Genomic DNA, 15,094 nt, shown 5'->3' on the forward strand with positions numbered 1-15,094 from the left:
AAATGAATTGGATGGCCGATTTACCAGAAAAAGTACAAAAAGCAATAGTGGAAGTTGACCAACAGATTCAACCACAAATTGCAGAAATTGATCGCAGAATGGATAATAACCAAGCTAAGGTGTTGCAAGCTTTTATGGATCAACAAGTTGCAGAAAGTCATTTGAATGGTTCGACTGGTTATGGTAATAACGATGAAGGACGTGAAGTTTTAGATAAAGTATATGCTCAAGTATTCGCTACGCAAGCAGCATTAGTTCGACCACAATTTGTCTCTGGAACGCATACTTTGGCTGTTGGTTTGTTTGGTTGTTTACATCCCGGACAAAAGTTGCTGTATATTACAGGAAAACCTTATGATACTATGCAAGAAGTTATTGGTATGACTGGTAGCGGTGTCGGAAGTTTGCAGGAATATGGAATAAAATTTGATTATCAAGAATTAAATCAGCAAGGCAAAGTCGATTATGAACATTTGGGCAATAAATTGACTGATTTTAAGCCGGATGTGATTGCTATTCAACGTTCACGTGGCTATGATCCGCGCCCTAGTTTTACGGTAGCAGAAATTGCCGAAATGATTACTTTTGTGCGGCAGTTTGTGCCACAGACCATTGTGTTTGTGGATAATTGTTACGGCGAATTCTCAGAAGAAACAGAGCCTTCACAAGTTGGAGCTGATTTGATAGCTGGATCCTTATTTAAAAATGCGGGAGCGGGTTTGGCTACGACAGGTGGTTATTTAGCCGGACGCCAAGATTTGATTGAGCGATGTGCAATTCGTTTAACAGCGCCGGGAATTGGCTTGCATGAAGGGGCAACTGGGAATAATTTACGTTGGATGATTGAAGGCTTTTTTTTAGCCCCCCAAGCGACGGGAAATGCTATTAAAGGGGCTATTTTTGCAGCAGCTTTATTAGAAAAATTTGATTTTGATGTCACACCCAAATACGATGAACCGCGCACTGACTTAATTCAAACAGTAATTTTAGGTACAGCGGATAAGATGGTGCAATTTGCCAAGGCCATTCAAAAATATTCGCCTATTGACTCCTTTGTAGCACCAGAACCAAGTTCTATGGTTGGTTATGAGGATCAGATTGTAATGGCTGCAGGAACTTTTGTACAAGGTTCGACGATTGAATTGTCGGCAGATGGACCTTTGCGATCACCTTACGCGATTTATTTGCAAGGTGGTTTAACTTATCAACATGTTCGTATTGCGGTTAGTCATGCCTGTGCGGATATTTTATAGTTTCATGTTATAAAAGCTAACATGAGCGCTTGACAGATTTTAGGTGCCTTGATAAAGTGACATTGTTCGAGGTGGAAATAATGAGTGAGAAGGAATTACGACGTAATTTAGCAGTGTTAACTGTGTCAACCACGATTAAGTTAACCGGACTTACGGCACGCCAATTGCGCTATTATGAAAGTTTCTCCTTAGTTCAACCACAAAGGAGTGCGGGTAATCAACGCTTATATTCTTTGAATGACATAGATTGTTTATTAGAAATAAAATCTTATTTGTCTTCGGGTATGACGATGGAAGAAGTGAAGCGTGTTTTGACATCTGGCAAGTCCACTAATTTAGTTAATGATTCCACAGTTAGTGATTCTCAGGCTCGCAAAATATTTCGGAAAGAAATGTTACGTATTGGTCAATGGGGCAATAACCATGACTCGAATAATTTGTTTTAATTGAGGAGAGAGATTGGTTTTATGACGACACAAAAGTACACTGAACAAGATATCAGGCAAATGGTTCAAGACAATCAAGTTGAATTCTTGCGGTTAATGTTCACGGATATTAATGGAATTATCAAAAATGTTGAGGTGCCAATTGATCAGCTTGATAAAGTATTGGCTAATAAGGTTACACTAGATGGTTCTTCCATTGATGGTTTTGTACGGATTGAAGAAAGTGACATGTTGCTATATCCGGACTTGAACACATGGCTCATTTTTCCTTGGGGTTCAGAGCATGGTAAAGTTGCTCGCTTGATTTGTGATATTCACATGGCTGATGGCACTGAGTTTGCTGGTGATCCCCGGAATAATTTGCGGCGGATTGTTCGTGAAATGCAGGATGCTGGTTTTACATCTTTTAATATCGGACCGGAGCCTGAATTTTTCTTGTTTAAGATGGATGATAAAGGACAGCCAACGTTAAATTTGAATGATAATGGCGGTTACTTTGACTTTGAGCCTGTTGATTTAGGTGAAAATTGTCGACGTGATATTGTTTTGGAATTAGAAAAAATGGGTTTTGAAGTTGAAGCCAGCCATCATGAAGTAGCTCCTGGACAACACGAAATTGATTTTAAATATGCTGATGCGATTGAAGCAGCAGATAATATTCAAACTTTTAAAGTGGTTGTAAAAACAGTGGCCCGTAAGCACGGTTTGCATGCCACATTCATGCCTAAACCTCTAGAGGGTATTAACGGGTCTGGTATGCATGTTAATATGTCTTTATTTAAAAATAAGGATAATGTTTTTTATGATCAAAATACTAAAAATGGATTGTCTCAAACTTCCATGTACTTCTTGGCGGGATTATTAGATCACGCAATCGGAATGACCGCAATCAATAATCCAACAGTAAACTCTTATAAGCGTTTGGTTCCAGGATTTGAAGCGCCTGTTTATGTAGCTTGGTCTGGTAAAAATAGGTCACCATTGATTCGTGTTCCTAGTGCACGTGGGGCGGGCACACGTTTAGAGATGCGAAGCGTTGACCCCACAGCCAACCCATATTTAACGATTGCAGCTATTTTGCACAGTGGCTTAGAGGGTATTAAGGCAGCACAATTACCTGTTGCTCCAGTTAACCGTAATATTTATACGATGGATGAAACTGAACGCCATCAAAATAAGATTTATGATTTGCCTGCTACATTGCATAATGCAATTCAAGCGTTAAAACAAGATGATGTAGTACGAAAATCCATGGGAGAACATTTATATAAGAGCTTTATTGATTCAAGAGAATTAGAATGGGCAGCTTATTGCCAAACAGTTTCACAATGGGAAAGAGATCAATATTTAAAACGATTTTAGAAAAATATTGACAAGTGATGTTATTATTCAATATAATATTACTTGTTTGTCGCAGTGGCTCAGCTGGATAGAGCAACGGTCTTCTAAACCGTAGGTCGTGGGTTCGAATCCCACCTGCGACATTCATATACTAATGGATACTCTTATACATAAAAAATCTTAAATACTTTATTTGAGGATTTTTTATTTTTATTCATTTACAAATATATTTTTTTGAATGAATCTTTTAAATTATAATTCATCTGACAGTTTAATAACTTTCAGTTTACATTTATAACCCAGTCTAATTTTTGATGGATTACAAAAATATGAATATTAAATTTTTTTACTAAATTTACTGTTTGAATTATTTTTAGATGATAGTTTATATCAGATCAGTATTGTTTTCATTTTTAACCAAATAAAATATCAGAGCTTGTTTGCTCTTTATACGAAATATTTTAACGTGCATCAATTAATTATTATATAAGATTATCTGAAACATGAATTGCTAACGATGAATTGTTTTATTTTAATGAAAATAAAATAATTTTTTTGTGTGTTCCAAATTTAAGTTACATGGTAAAAATTTAGTTCATAAAATAATCAACAAGTTTTACTACTGTTAAATCTTTAAGGGTACGAAAACCTCAAATCAAACAATAATTTTTATTTGATGGAATTATTAATCTTTGGTCAATAAATAAAATATTTATCATCACTATCCAGCTTTTTCCTAATATAACTGCCTAACATTACTTTTATAATAACAAAAATACTTGAAGTCTATGACAACTTCAAGCACTTTTATTATATTTAACTGCTAATATCATTCGACAACTGTTTCTTGTGGTTGTTTATTTTTATCAATAATTTTACCAAAACGTGTCAATAATAATAGACCGGCTAAGATTAAAGACATGACGGTTGCCATAATAAAAGAAGCGTTACCTGCAGAAACATGGAGTATGGCTAATAAAATAGGTGCAGCCATTCCAGCTAATGATGATGCTAACGTATTTAAAGATATAACTACTGGGAATTGTTTTTCGTTAGCAAGTACTGATAGTTGAAATTGGATCGTGGCATTTACCATGACTACGCCCATGCCAGAAAACATATTGCCCAAAATATGAAAGGCAGGATTATGGAAGTACATTACAAAGATATAAGATAGGGCAAATGCAATAAAACCATAAGCTAAAGTATCAGTTTTAGTTAATTTGCGAATATATTTTAGTCCAAAACCAGTTAAAATACCGCCAATATTGCCAATTGAAGTAATGATAGCTACATAAGCAGTTCCACGATGCTGAGATTGTAAAACAAGTGACTGATTGGACATGAAAATCATTAGAGCTAACGAAGTCAAGAAAGTTAATAAAATGATCACATACGTATAACCGTTGATGTTTTTGATGATTGTGCCAAAACTTTGTTTTTCTCTTTGATCATCAACGTTAACTTTGATGCCAGAATCTTGTGGCACTAGAATCCAAACAATTAATAAAACAATAAAAGCTAAACCATAAACCCAAAATAGATTACGCCAATTAGATCCACCCAAAATTCCACCTAAGGCTGTAAAAACCATCATTCCAATGTTATTGAATCCCACGGACCAACCCATAACACTAGCACGATCTTCATCGACAAAATGCTCTTGTAGCAATACAGGACTGACATTACTGATTAAACCGGTACCACAACCTAAAACAGCCATACAAGCTAGTATCAAGTTCAGGCTATTAGGATGGATCAATGGAATAATTCCACTGACACCAACTAGTAAAACAGCGATTAAACCAATATTTTTACGCGTTAAAATATAAGTTAGCCAAGTGAAAAATATTGTAGCCACCAATTGTCCCAATTGCGAAATGGAACTGACCATTTGCACTTTAGCAATTGTTTCGTGTGGAAATGATTTGGCAATTGCAGCAATAGCAGAGCCGATTACTGATCCGGTCATCAATAGTAAATTCATGCTTAGGATACCTAAAGCTAGAACTATTTTTTTACGTGACACTTTAAAAGTCCCCCTCAATATTTATAAATTAGTTAATCTCAGTTTATTTTTTTGAAAACGATTCCACAATATGCTAAATACACTATTTCTATGTCTATTTCGCAGATGTTAATGTTTTAGTTAAAAAAATATGATTAATACGAAAAAAGCATAAAGTCTTTCTGACTTTATGCTGGAATAATTATGTAACAATGATGAGTAGTTTGGTATTTTTACTAATTAGCGCGTTTTACGATAGGTGGCTGGCGATATACCGAAAATTTTTTTGAAAATTTTATATAAATAAGACGGATTTTCATAGCCAACCTCTGTGGCAATTGTTTCCACTGAAGCATCAGTATAAAGCAGTAGCTGGGCAGCAACGTTAATTCTTTGCAGATGAACAAGTTGGATAAAAGTATGTCCAGTTTCTTTTTTTAAATAAGTGGATAGATAATTGGGATTAAAACCAAAGTGCTGAGCTAAATTATCTAAGGTAATCGTCTTATAATGACTTTCAATGTATAACAAAAGCGCTAATAAATTAATTTGGGAATGATTGCTTTGAGGAGCATAGATTTTGGAATAGTAAGACTGACGCAATAAGCGTGAAAAGAGTGTCAAAATATCAAAATGCAGAATCTGTTGAGATTGAATATCGGAATGATAATATTCATCAATGATGTCATAAATATTGTTAACAATTTTTTGTTGATGATTGATTTTAAACCAAACGTAGCGTTCCTCGCTGTATTTTTCGCTTGCAAATAAAGAAAGCAACAGTTGAAAAATGCTGGCACCACCACTATTGTTTTGCAGAAAATTTAAATCACTCAATGAAAAGGCAGCCTGTTTAAGCATAATATTAATGACAATATCATTTTTACCGATCGGTTTCACTTTGTGAGCAGTCTTACTGCCAATTAATAAAATATCTTCACTTTTTAAATTTAAAGTTTGCTTCTCAAAATAAACACTGCATTCGCCAACTAATGGGATCATTACTTCAATATAATTATGCATGTGATACGGAATATAAGAGCAAACTGGTTGTGCTGAAATTGTGATCGGCTGCAAATTTAAAACTAGATTATCTGAGTAAGTTTCAAAAAAATTGTATACAGGTTCATCTATATTAGTGACAGTTTGGGCAAGTGGGTTGCCCTGTTGCGTAAATGCTCGGGCAATTTGTTGCCAATCTCTAGGATAATTATTCTTACGTAAAAGTTCTTGAAGTTCCTTTTTCATACCTTGAATTCACTCCTTGTTTTTTATGATATAGGATTTGGTTGTACGGAACATCTTTTTTTGAGATATTCTAAGAAATAAATACAATTATTATGTTTTTTAACCATAGTGCCAAGTACTTAACTTGATTAAAATAAATAGAAATCATAGCAAATTGATTGACAATGGAGGCTATAAGAATGGTTGACTTAACGAAGAAACCTTACTATTTAACAGCAGAACAAATCAATAGTATTCATCAAAAATTGGTAAAAATGAGCACAAAGGAAAAAATTGGACAATTGTTTTTTGTTATTGGACCAGATGCAAATACTACTGATATACCAGAATTTATCCATAAATATCAACCAGGTGGAATCATGTATCGCCCTGATCAAGCTGATAAAATCAAGTCTTCATTAATCGCTGCGCAAGCTGCTAGCGAAATTCCTTTGTTGACAGCAGCAAATTTGGAATCTGGTGGTAATGGAATTGTTAATGAAGGAACTTGGTTTGGGACACCTTTGCAAGTAGCTGCTAGCGATAATCCAGATAATGCTTATGAACTAGGTAATATTTCAGGCATAGAGGCCCAACAAGTAGGTACTAATATGGCATTTGCACCTATTGTGGATATTGACAAAAATTTTCGTAATCCAATTATGAATACTCGAACTTTCGGCAGTGATCAAGCTAGAGTTTTAGCCATGTCCCGAGCTCAAATTAAAGGACTGCATGCTAACAAAGTTATTCCAGTAATTAAACATTTTCCTGGTGATGGAGTTGATGAAAGAGATCAACACTTACTTAGTTCGGTGAATTCATTGTCTAAAGATGATTGGATGAATTCTTATGGGCAGATTTATCAAGCTTTGATTGATGAAGGAATTCCCGGTGTTATGATTGCACACATTTTTCTGCCAGCATGGGAAAAAGCACTAGCACCTAATACTACAAATACAGATTTACGCCCAGCTTCTAGTTCTAAATTATTGATCAACGGATTATTGCGCGATGTTTTGCAATTCAATGGCTTAACTATCACAGATGCCACACCAATGATAGGTTATAATGCTGCAATGCCAAGACGCGATCTTTTACCAGCAACTATTAATGCTGGAATTGACATGATTTTATTTAATAAGAATATTGATGAAGATTATGGTTTTATTACAGATGCGGTACAACAAGGTGTGATCACACAAGAACGCTTAAATGAAGCAGTTTTACGCATTTTAGGAACAAAAATGGCACAAAAAATTATGACTACTGACTACCAACTAATTGCTAACGATTTGCCGGTTGCAGATTTACATTCGGATCAAGCTCTAAAAGCAGTGGCTCAATTAGCTGATGAATCAATAACTTTAGTTAAAGATCGCGATAATTTATTGCCTTTAACACCGCAAAAGTATCCTAGAATTCGTCTAGTTATTTTGGGTGATCAAGATGATGGAGGTTTTAAAGAAGGAGGCAATATCAAAGATATTGTCTATCAGCAATTAAAAGAGCGAGGGTTTCAAGTAACGCTTTTTGATCAAAACAAACTGGATTTTCATGAAGTTTTTGAAGAAGGAGTAGCTGATCTGCAAGCTAAATTTGATTTAGCCTTGTATATTGCTAATGTAGAAACTGCCAGCAATCAAACAACTACACGTTTAGATTGGGTGCACTTGATGGCAGCAGATGCACCTTGGTTTATGAAGTCAATTCCAACTGTTTTCGCGTCTACTGCTAATCCATATCATCTTTTTGATATTCCTAATGTTTCTACATTCATTAATGCTTATACAGGTAATGCTACTACTATTAATGCTTTGTTGGATAAGTTAATGGGTAAAAGTACCTTTAAAGGGATTAATCCTGTCGATCCTTTTTGTGGTGATTTCACAACAAAACTTTAATTTGTATGAAATGAGGTTATGATATGAAGATTATGCATATTTTAGTTAACCATATGTCCGAGCCTTTGGGCTTTGAATTAAAAAATTTACGAATTGAATTTCAAGTACAGCAAGATCATGCCAACAATATAAAATTACAAAAAAAAATCCAAATTTATCTCGATTCACCAAATTCACTGGAGTATCAAACTGATTGGCAAGATTTTCCTAATAATTATTTTAATGTGGATTTGGATTTACAACCTCGAACTCGTTATCAAGTAGTGATAAGTATACGTAGTGTTAACCAAGAAATTCAAGCCCAGACTTGGTTTGAAACTGGTAAAATGTCCGAACCCTTTAGTGCACATTGGATTGGTAACGCTGATATAGATAGCGCTAATATTATTTTACAACGAGAATTAGCGATTAATAAACCTTTAAAAAAAGCTCGACTATATATTAGTGGCTTGGGCTTATATGAGACTTATATTGATGGTCAAAAGGTTGGTCAGGAATATTTAACACCAGGCGTTAGTGCTTATGATCAATTTGTACAAGTCCAAACTTATGATATAACAAGACAATTGGTAACAATGCGCACACACAAGTTGTGTATTGGTTGTGGTGATGGCTGGTACAAAGGCAATTTTGGTTTTGATGGTGGGCAAGATTGTATTTACGGCAATCGCCAACAAGCAATTGCAGAATATCATTTAGATTTTACTGATGGCAGTCATCAAGTAATAATTACTGATCAAAATTGGCAAACAACGACAGGTCCTATCAAAAAAGCTGCGATTTATTATGGTGAAGACTACGATGCTACTGATTTATTGAAAGATTGGCAGCCAGTCGAACTCATTGAGCAATCTAAAACTGTTTTAAGAGATCGGTTAAGTTTGCCAATCACTGTTAATCAACGTCTGGTCCCTAAGCTTATTCAGACACCTTCTGGGGAACAGATTTTAGATTTTGGACAAAATCAAGCGGGCTGGATAGAGTTTTATAATCGCGAGCCATCAGGAATTAAATTGAGTTTTGAAATGGGTGAAATTCTGCAAAATGGTGAATTTTATCGCGATAATTTACGTGAAGCGCGGGCTACATTTACTTATGTATCTAATGGTAAATCTGAATGGGTGCGTCCGCATTTTACTTATTTTGGGTATCGTTATGTCAAAGTTAGTGGCAATACCTTGCCTTTGAATGCTGAAGATTACCAAGCGGCAGTTTTATGTTCACAAATGGAGGATACGGGGAGTATTACAACTAATTCTTCTTTAGTTAATCGATTATTTAAAAACGTTATCTGGGGACAACGCAGTAATTTTTTAGATATTCCAACTGATTGTCCGCAACGTGATGAGCGATTAGGTTGGACTGGTGATGCTAATATTTTTTCACAAACAGCTGCTTATAATATGAATGTTTTCGCCTTTTTTAAAAAATATGCGCATGACATTGCTTTAGAACAGCAACAAAACGATGGTTTTGTGCCAATGTATGCGCCTGCGATGGGACAAAAAGATGGCGGCGCAGCGGTTTGGGCGGATGCAGCAACAATGATTCCCTGGAATATGTATCAAATCTATGGTGATCCAGCTATTTTAAGGCAAAATTATTCGCAAATGAAAGCTTGGGTAGATTGGATTAGTCAACATACCACAACGCCTAATTTGTGGACAGGGACTTTTCAATTCGGTGATTGGCTAGCCCTTGATGGTGAGAACCCTGGCAAACCAACAGGCAAGACTGATGAGGATTTTATCGCATCAATTTATTATTATTGTTCCACTAACATTGTGGCGCAAACGGCTCAATTGCTAAAGGATCCGGCTAATTATCGACGCTATTTAGCACAAGCCCGTAACATTAAAAAAGCTATTCAACAAGAATATATTACTGCTAATGGGCGCTTAGCTATTGATTCGCAAACTGCTTACTCTTTAGCACTGTGTTTTGATATTGTCACACAGGAGCAAAAAGAACATGTAGTAGCGGATTTAGTTCGGCGTATTAATTTAGATAAGCAGCATTTGACGACAGGTTTTGTTGGTACACCATATTTATGTCAGGCATTGTCTGATAACGGACAACATAAATTGGCTACAACAATCTTTTTGAATGAAGATTTTCCAAGTTGGCTGTATGCTGTTAAACTTGGTGCGACAACTGTTTGGGAACGCTGGGACTCTGTGCAAGCTGATGGAACTATTAATTCGCAAGGAATGAATTCGTTAAATCATTATAGCATTGGCGCTATCATGGCTTGGGCATACAAATATTTATTAGGTATTAAAGCCCAAACCCCGGGTTTTCAAAAAACTACTTTTTCACCGCAATTTGATTATCGCTTGCCTAGAGTAGAAGGCAGCTTTCAGACTTCTTATGGTAAAATAGCTGTCCAAAGTGCAATTGAAACTGATGAACAGCATACAATTTTGATCAAATTGGTAGTACCCATAGGAGTTGATCTACAAGTCTTTTTGCCACGCTCCCAACAGCAAATAATTAGTGTAAATCAACAAGAAAAAATTGGTGATGGTTTCTGGTTGTCATCTGGTGAATATCAGATTTCATATCAACCTACGTTAGATTATATTGAACGCTATACGCCTCAAACGCCAGTAAAGCAAATCTTGGTAGATCAAGATTTAGTGGCACAAATTATGGATATTGATCCAGTGCTTAATTTTTTTGTGCAAGATCCACAGGCTATTGATAATTTTGGTTCGATGAGTTTGACAGAAATGAATACTACATTTCCATTTATCAATATCTCTGAACAACATTTACAACAAATTAATGATTTATTAACGCAAACTGAAATTTTAAGTGAAAGAAAGTAGGTTAAATAATGATTAAGGGCGCTTTATTTGATTTAGATGGAGTAATTGCTGACACTTCACGATATCATTTTCAAGCTTGGCAACAATTGGTTCAATCGCAATGGCAAAAAAAATTACCAGCGACTTTTGAACAGCAGACCAAGGGCGTTAGTCGCACCGATTCCTTGCAAAAAATAATAACTTTTTTGCAAATCAACGTCACTGAAGAAGAATTCAATAACTTATTAGCTATTAAAAATAAGATGTATTTACGACTATTGGCAGATTTGACACCAGCTAATATATTGCCTGGAATTACTACATTATTGTCTAATTTACGTCATCAAAAAATCAAAATAGCTTTAGCTTCAGCTAGCCAAAATGCACCATTAATTTTAAAAAAATTAAATTTATTATCTAGTTTTGATTACTTAGCTGATCCCACAAAAGTTAAGGCTGGCAAACCGGCGCCAGATATCTTTTTAGAGGCAGCGGCGGGAATTAAAATTCATCCACAAGATTGCTTCGGATTGGAAGATTCTATTGCTGGCATCGATGCCATTAATGCTGCCGAAGTTTTTTCTGTGGGTGTGGGATCACAAACGGAGCTTCACGCAGCCAATTTATTATTCGCAACTACTAATGATATAAGTTTAGATACAATAGAACAAAAGTTTAAGTAATGAAACTATAAAACGTAATTTACTTATAATTATTTTTTTATTATAATGAGTGATAAGTTGAGATTTGATGACTAATTATATATTACACAATCTTTTTTATTAAGGTGTGTATATTGATTTTAATTGTCGTTAATCAAGTAAATATTGTCGTTTATCAATAAAACTATGAATATTTTTTGATTATTGTATAATGTTTGTTGTGTGGAAGGAGGTAATTATATTTTGCTTGAATTTTATTTATCATAGAAACTTAACTTTGGGGGAAGATATAGTTTTTTATTTTAAATGAAATATATACAAATATATTTTTTATTGAGTTACTTTTAATAATTTAAGCATTATTATTTTAAATGAAATGACTTTTGTTCTAATATATAAATGGTGAATCGGGGATTCGTGGTAATAGCAAATATATTCAAGATTGTTATAGATATTTGAATATTGGAATTTTAAACTGAATCACAAAATATGGTTAAATAGGAATTTGTTATTAGTTGGTTAATAGTGTTAGACTCAAAAGTGCTTTTATATGACAACCGTTTACAGATAGCAATTAATTATTTCGGAGGAGCTCACCTTGTATCCAGTTTATTTGCTGGAAGATGATTTTAAACAGCAAGAAGAATACAGTTCTATAATTAAAAATGCCATTAAGAAAAACAAATGTGATATGCAGTTGGTTTGTCGGACGATGTCACCACTAGAGCTGATATCAATGGCCCAAGCGCAAGAAGGCAATGATGGTTTGTTCTTTTTAGACATGGAAATTGGTGATAATCGGCAAGCTGGTTTGCAGACAGCAATTCAAATTCGAGAGTTGCTACCGTTTTCTCAGATTGTTTTTATCACTGTTCATGAAGAATTAGCTTTTTTGACTTTAGAAAATCGTGTAGCTCCAATGGATTATGTCATTAAGGATCAAGATTCGAACCAAGTTGCTAAGAAAATTAGTGAAAACATTGTTCGTGTTTCTGCTATGTTTCAGAAAAGTGACTATAATCATCCTAAAATGTTTACTTATCGTGTGGGGCAGCGTTACCATTCTTTGCCGTTAGATGATATTATGTTTTTTTCTACAAATAAAACTTTGCGTGGGCATGTGTTGTGGCATACTGCCGACCAAGAAGCTGAGTTTTTAGGAAGTTTGACTGAGCTGAATCATCGTTATCAGAATCAGAATTTTTTCAGGTGCGATAGGAGCTATTTAGTTAATTTAAATCAAAAATGTTCTTTTGATAATGAGACTAGAAAGATTAGTTTTGCTGATGGCAGCGAAGCTTACGTAGCTTCTCGCAAGGTGCACGAATTTTTACAAAGATTTCAATAAAATAAAAACACTTTCTTTGTTGCTGAAAGTGTTTTTTTATGGTTTTATTTAAATATAAGTTTATGTGAAGGATGTGTTATATTGTCTGAAATTTTACCTATTGGTTCTGTTGTGACACTCAAAGGAGAAAATGCAACACCGGTCATGGTTACAAGCCGGGCTGCTATATATCAAGAGATTAGTAATAAAACAGGTTATTTCGATTATTCAGCTGTTTTATACCCAGATGGTGTTGAAGATCCCCAAGATTTTATTTTTTTTAATCGTGAAGATATAGCTGAGCTATTATTTAAGGGTTTTGTTAATGCTGAAGAAAGTGAATTTGCACAACATTACGATCAATTAGTTAACGATAGCGGTTATCCTAAATTGCATATCAAGGATTGATTTTATTAAATAAAAAATGATATGTTCTACGAAATTAGTCCAAAATTTCGCTAGCATATCATTTTTTCATTTAATTATTTTGACTGTTGACCATAATATCGTCGATTAAACCATATTCTTTAGCTTCAGGAGCTGTTAAATAGTTATCGCGTTCAGTATCTTTTTTAATTGTTTCAATATCTTGACCGGAATTATCGGCTAGAATTTTATTTAAACGACTTCTGGTTTTGAGAATTTCTTCTGCAACAATTTCAATTTCAGTTTGCTGACCTTGGGCACCGCCGGACGGTTGGTGGATTAACACAGTAGAATTAGGTAGTGCAAAACGTTTGCCACGCGTTCCAGAAGATAATAGAACACTAGCCATTGAAGCGGCCATACCCATAGCAATTGTTTGTACATCAGCTTTAACAAAGTTCATAGTATCCATGATTGCTAATCCAGCAGTAACCGATCCACCTGGTGAATTAATATACATATAAATATCTTTCTCAGAATCTTGAGCATCTAAGAAAAGCAATTGTGCAATAATTGTATTAGCCATTTCGTCGTTAACTTCGCCGGAAAGCATAATGATTCGATCTTTTAAAAGGCGTGAATAAATATCGTAAGCGCGTTCACCACGCGAATTTTGTTCAATAACTGTAGGAACTAACATATAAAAACCTCCCAATGTTTTGGCACTCATAGTATCACTCTGCTAATTTATCACACATCTAGTAAATGTCAAATTGTTTTTACTATAATATATGAAAATAAAAAACCACCATAGGTGGTTTAATTATTAATACCGTTGGATTAAATCAACGAACGCATCTACAATTGATTTTAAGAAGTTTTTAGTATCTCGATTGGTGATTGTGCCATCTTCATTAATGAAGTTAGTAACATTGCCTAAATAGGCTTCTGGCTGTTGCAGTGTTGGCATGTTTAAGAATACCAATGATTGGCGTAAATGATGATTAGCGCCAAAAGCTCCAGGAGCCCCAGGAGATAAGCTGACAATAGCAGCTGGTTTACCATTCCAAACACTTTTACCGTATGGTCTAGAACCAACGTCAATTGCGTTTTTTAAAACGGCCGGAACACTGCGGTTGTATTCAGGGGTAACGAACAAAATTGCATCAACATTTTTAACTTCCTGACGAAAGCGCTGATAACTTTCAGGTTCTTGCAAATCACCATCTTCAAAATCTTGATTGAATAATGGCAAATCACCAATTTCAATGAATTTAGTTGTGAAATCAGCTGGAAACATAGTTGACATTTCCTTACCGACTACTTTAGAAAAAGACTTCTTTCTTAAACTACCTACTAGAATTCCAATAGTTTTAGTCATATTAAAATTCCTCCTCATTTATAATTACAAGGCAAATTATACATGATTTTCAAATAAAAGTGTTGTAGAAGGCCTTATCAAAAAGCAAATTTATTATTTTTAAATTTTGAATATCTAAATTAGATCAATAAATCGAAATATATTTACCATTTTATTTTATAGTAATTAGGTATTGTCAAATTGTATGTAAAAATGTAAAATATAAAAGTATTGCGCCGCTAGTGTAATGGATAGCACACAAGATTCCGGTTCTTGGGATCTGGGTTCGACTCCCAGGTGGCGCATTGAAGCAATATTTAACCACAACTCAACCATTGAGCTGTGGTTTTTATTTTTGTGTTTTCTACTTGTTAGAAATCATTTTAGATA

12 protein-coding genes and 2 tRNA genes are annotated in these 15,094 nt (G+C 34.6%); 10 read left to right on the plus strand and 4 right to left on the minus strand.

The genetic code is table 11. The features are described from left to right. The first annotated feature begins 2 nt into the window (after positions 1-2). The 4 genes from MOO47_RS06350 to MOO47_RS06365 all read left to right on the plus strand — a co-directional run bounded on the left by MOO47_RS06350 (position 3) and on the right by MOO47_RS06365 (position 3,183). Positions 3-1,253, plus strand: coding sequence for a methionine gamma-lyase family protein (locus MOO47_RS06350; protein ID WP_249512618.1), 1,251 nt, complete (start codon positions 3-5; stop codon positions 1,251-1,253). Between the two features lie 80 nt (positions 1,254-1,333). Next, complete coding sequence (locus MOO47_RS06355; RefSeq protein WP_249512619.1) at positions 1,334-1,699, plus strand: MerR family transcriptional regulator; 366 nt, start codon at positions 1,334-1,336, stop codon at positions 1,697-1,699. Positions 1,700-1,720: 21 nt separating this feature from the next. Continuing rightward, entirely contained in the window at positions 1,721-3,061 is a 1,341-nt protein-coding gene (glnA, locus tag MOO47_RS06360) for a type I glutamate--ammonia ligase (RefSeq protein ID WP_249512620.1), read from the plus strand. A 48-nt stretch (positions 3,062-3,109) separates the two neighbouring features. Beyond that, positions 3,110-3,183 (plus strand) — tRNA-Arg (locus tag MOO47_RS06365). A 686-nt stretch (positions 3,184-3,869) separates the two neighbouring features. Here MOO47_RS06365 and MOO47_RS06370 read toward each other — a convergent pair. After that, positions 3,870-5,069, minus strand: coding sequence for an MFS transporter (locus tag MOO47_RS06370; protein WP_249512621.1), 1,200 nt, complete (start codon positions 5,067-5,069; stop codon positions 3,870-3,872). Positions 5,070-5,288: 219 nt separating this feature from the next. Next, positions 5,289-6,296 carry an AraC family transcriptional regulator gene (locus MOO47_RS06375; protein ID WP_249512622.1) on the minus strand — a complete coding sequence of 336 codons (1,008 nt, stop codon included), beginning with the start codon at positions 6,294-6,296 and terminating at the stop codon, positions 5,289-5,291. Positions 6,297-6,475: 179 nt separating this feature from the next. Here MOO47_RS06375 and MOO47_RS06380 point away from each other — a divergent pair, with 179 nt between their 5' ends. The 5 genes from MOO47_RS06380 (at position 6,476) to MOO47_RS06400 (ending at position 13,386) form a co-directional block, all read left to right on the plus strand. Continuing rightward, a complete protein-coding gene (locus tag MOO47_RS06380) occupies positions 6,476-8,179 on the plus strand; it encodes a glycoside hydrolase family 3 protein (protein WP_249512623.1) in 1,704 nt (567 codons plus the stop codon). Positions 8,180-8,202: 23 nt separating this feature from the next. After that, on the plus strand, positions 8,203-11,010 hold the full coding sequence (locus MOO47_RS06385) for an alpha-L-rhamnosidase (RefSeq protein WP_249512624.1): 2,808 nt from the start codon (positions 8,203-8,205) through the stop codon (positions 11,008-11,010). Positions 11,011-11,018: 8 nt separating this feature from the next. Continuing rightward, positions 11,019-11,672 carry a beta-phosphoglucomutase gene (gene pgmB, locus MOO47_RS06390; protein ID WP_249512625.1) on the plus strand — a complete coding sequence of 218 codons (654 nt, stop codon included), beginning with the start codon at positions 11,019-11,021 and terminating at the stop codon, positions 11,670-11,672. Positions 11,673-12,249: 577 nt separating this feature from the next. Continuing rightward, positions 12,250-12,999, plus strand: a complete 750-nt coding sequence (locus MOO47_RS06395) for a response regulator transcription factor (protein WP_249512626.1) — start codon at positions 12,250-12,252, stop codon at positions 12,997-12,999. An 81-nt stretch (positions 13,000-13,080) separates the two neighbouring features. Beyond that, the gene (locus tag MOO47_RS06400) at positions 13,081-13,386 is read left to right on the plus strand and encodes a DUF4176 domain-containing protein (RefSeq protein ID WP_249512627.1); all 306 of its coding nucleotides are present in this window, start codon (positions 13,081-13,083) and stop codon (positions 13,384-13,386) included. 70 nt (positions 13,387-13,456) lie between these two features. On the opposite strand, the gene clpP is transcribed toward MOO47_RS06400, so the two are convergent. Both clpP and MOO47_RS06410 read right to left on the minus strand, forming a co-directional pair. Next, positions 13,457-14,044 carry an ATP-dependent Clp endopeptidase proteolytic subunit ClpP gene (gene clpP, locus MOO47_RS06405; RefSeq protein WP_249512628.1) on the minus strand — a complete coding sequence of 196 codons (588 nt, stop codon included), beginning with the start codon at positions 14,042-14,044 and terminating at the stop codon, positions 13,457-13,459. A gap of 126 nt (positions 14,045-14,170) precedes the next feature. Next, positions 14,171-14,725 (minus strand): NADPH-dependent FMN reductase, encoded by a 555-nt coding sequence (locus tag MOO47_RS06410; protein ID WP_249512629.1) that lies wholly within the window; start codon positions 14,723-14,725, stop codon positions 14,171-14,173. A 212-nt stretch (positions 14,726-14,937) separates the two neighbouring features. Here MOO47_RS06410 and MOO47_RS06415 point away from each other — a divergent pair. Next, positions 14,938-15,009, plus strand: a tRNA-Arg gene (locus tag MOO47_RS06415). Positions 15,010-15,094: the final 85 nt, after the last annotated feature.

It is taken from the genome of Bombilactobacillus thymidiniphilus, from assembly GCF_023380245.1.
GTDB classification, from domain to species: domain Bacteria; phylum Bacillota; class Bacilli; order Lactobacillales; family Lactobacillaceae; genus Bombilactobacillus; species Bombilactobacillus thymidiniphilus.

Coding starts and splice junctions, on each gene's coding strand:
- MOO47_RS06380 (WP_249512623.1), top strand. CDS start 6,476: ATGGTTGACTTAACGAAGAAACCTTACTATTTAACAGCAGAACAAATC.
- MOO47_RS06355 (WP_249512619.1), top strand. CDS start 1,334: ATGAGTGAGAAGGAATTACGACGTAATTTAGCAGTGTTAACTGTGTCA.
- MOO47_RS06410 (WP_249512629.1), bottom strand. CDS start 14,725: ATGACTAAAACTATTGGAATTCTAGTAGGTAGTTTAAGAAAGAAGTCT.
- pgmB (WP_249512625.1), top strand. CDS start 11,019: ATGATTAAGGGCGCTTTATTTGATTTAGATGGAGTAATTGCTGACACT.
- MOO47_RS06385 (WP_249512624.1), top strand. CDS start 8,203: ATGAAGATTATGCATATTTTAGTTAACCATATGTCCGAGCCTTTGGGC.
- clpP (WP_249512628.1), bottom strand. CDS start 14,044: ATGTTAGTTCCTACAGTTATTGAACAAAATTCGCGTGGTGAACGCGCT.
- MOO47_RS06350 (WP_249512618.1), top strand. CDS start 3: ATGAATTGGATGGCCGATTTACCAGAAAAAGTACAAAAAGCAATAGTG.
- MOO47_RS06375 (WP_249512622.1), bottom strand. CDS start 6,296: ATGAAAAAGGAACTTCAAGAACTTTTACGTAAGAATAATTATCCTAGA.
- glnA (WP_249512620.1), top strand. CDS start 1,721: ATGACGACACAAAAGTACACTGAACAAGATATCAGGCAAATGGTTCAA.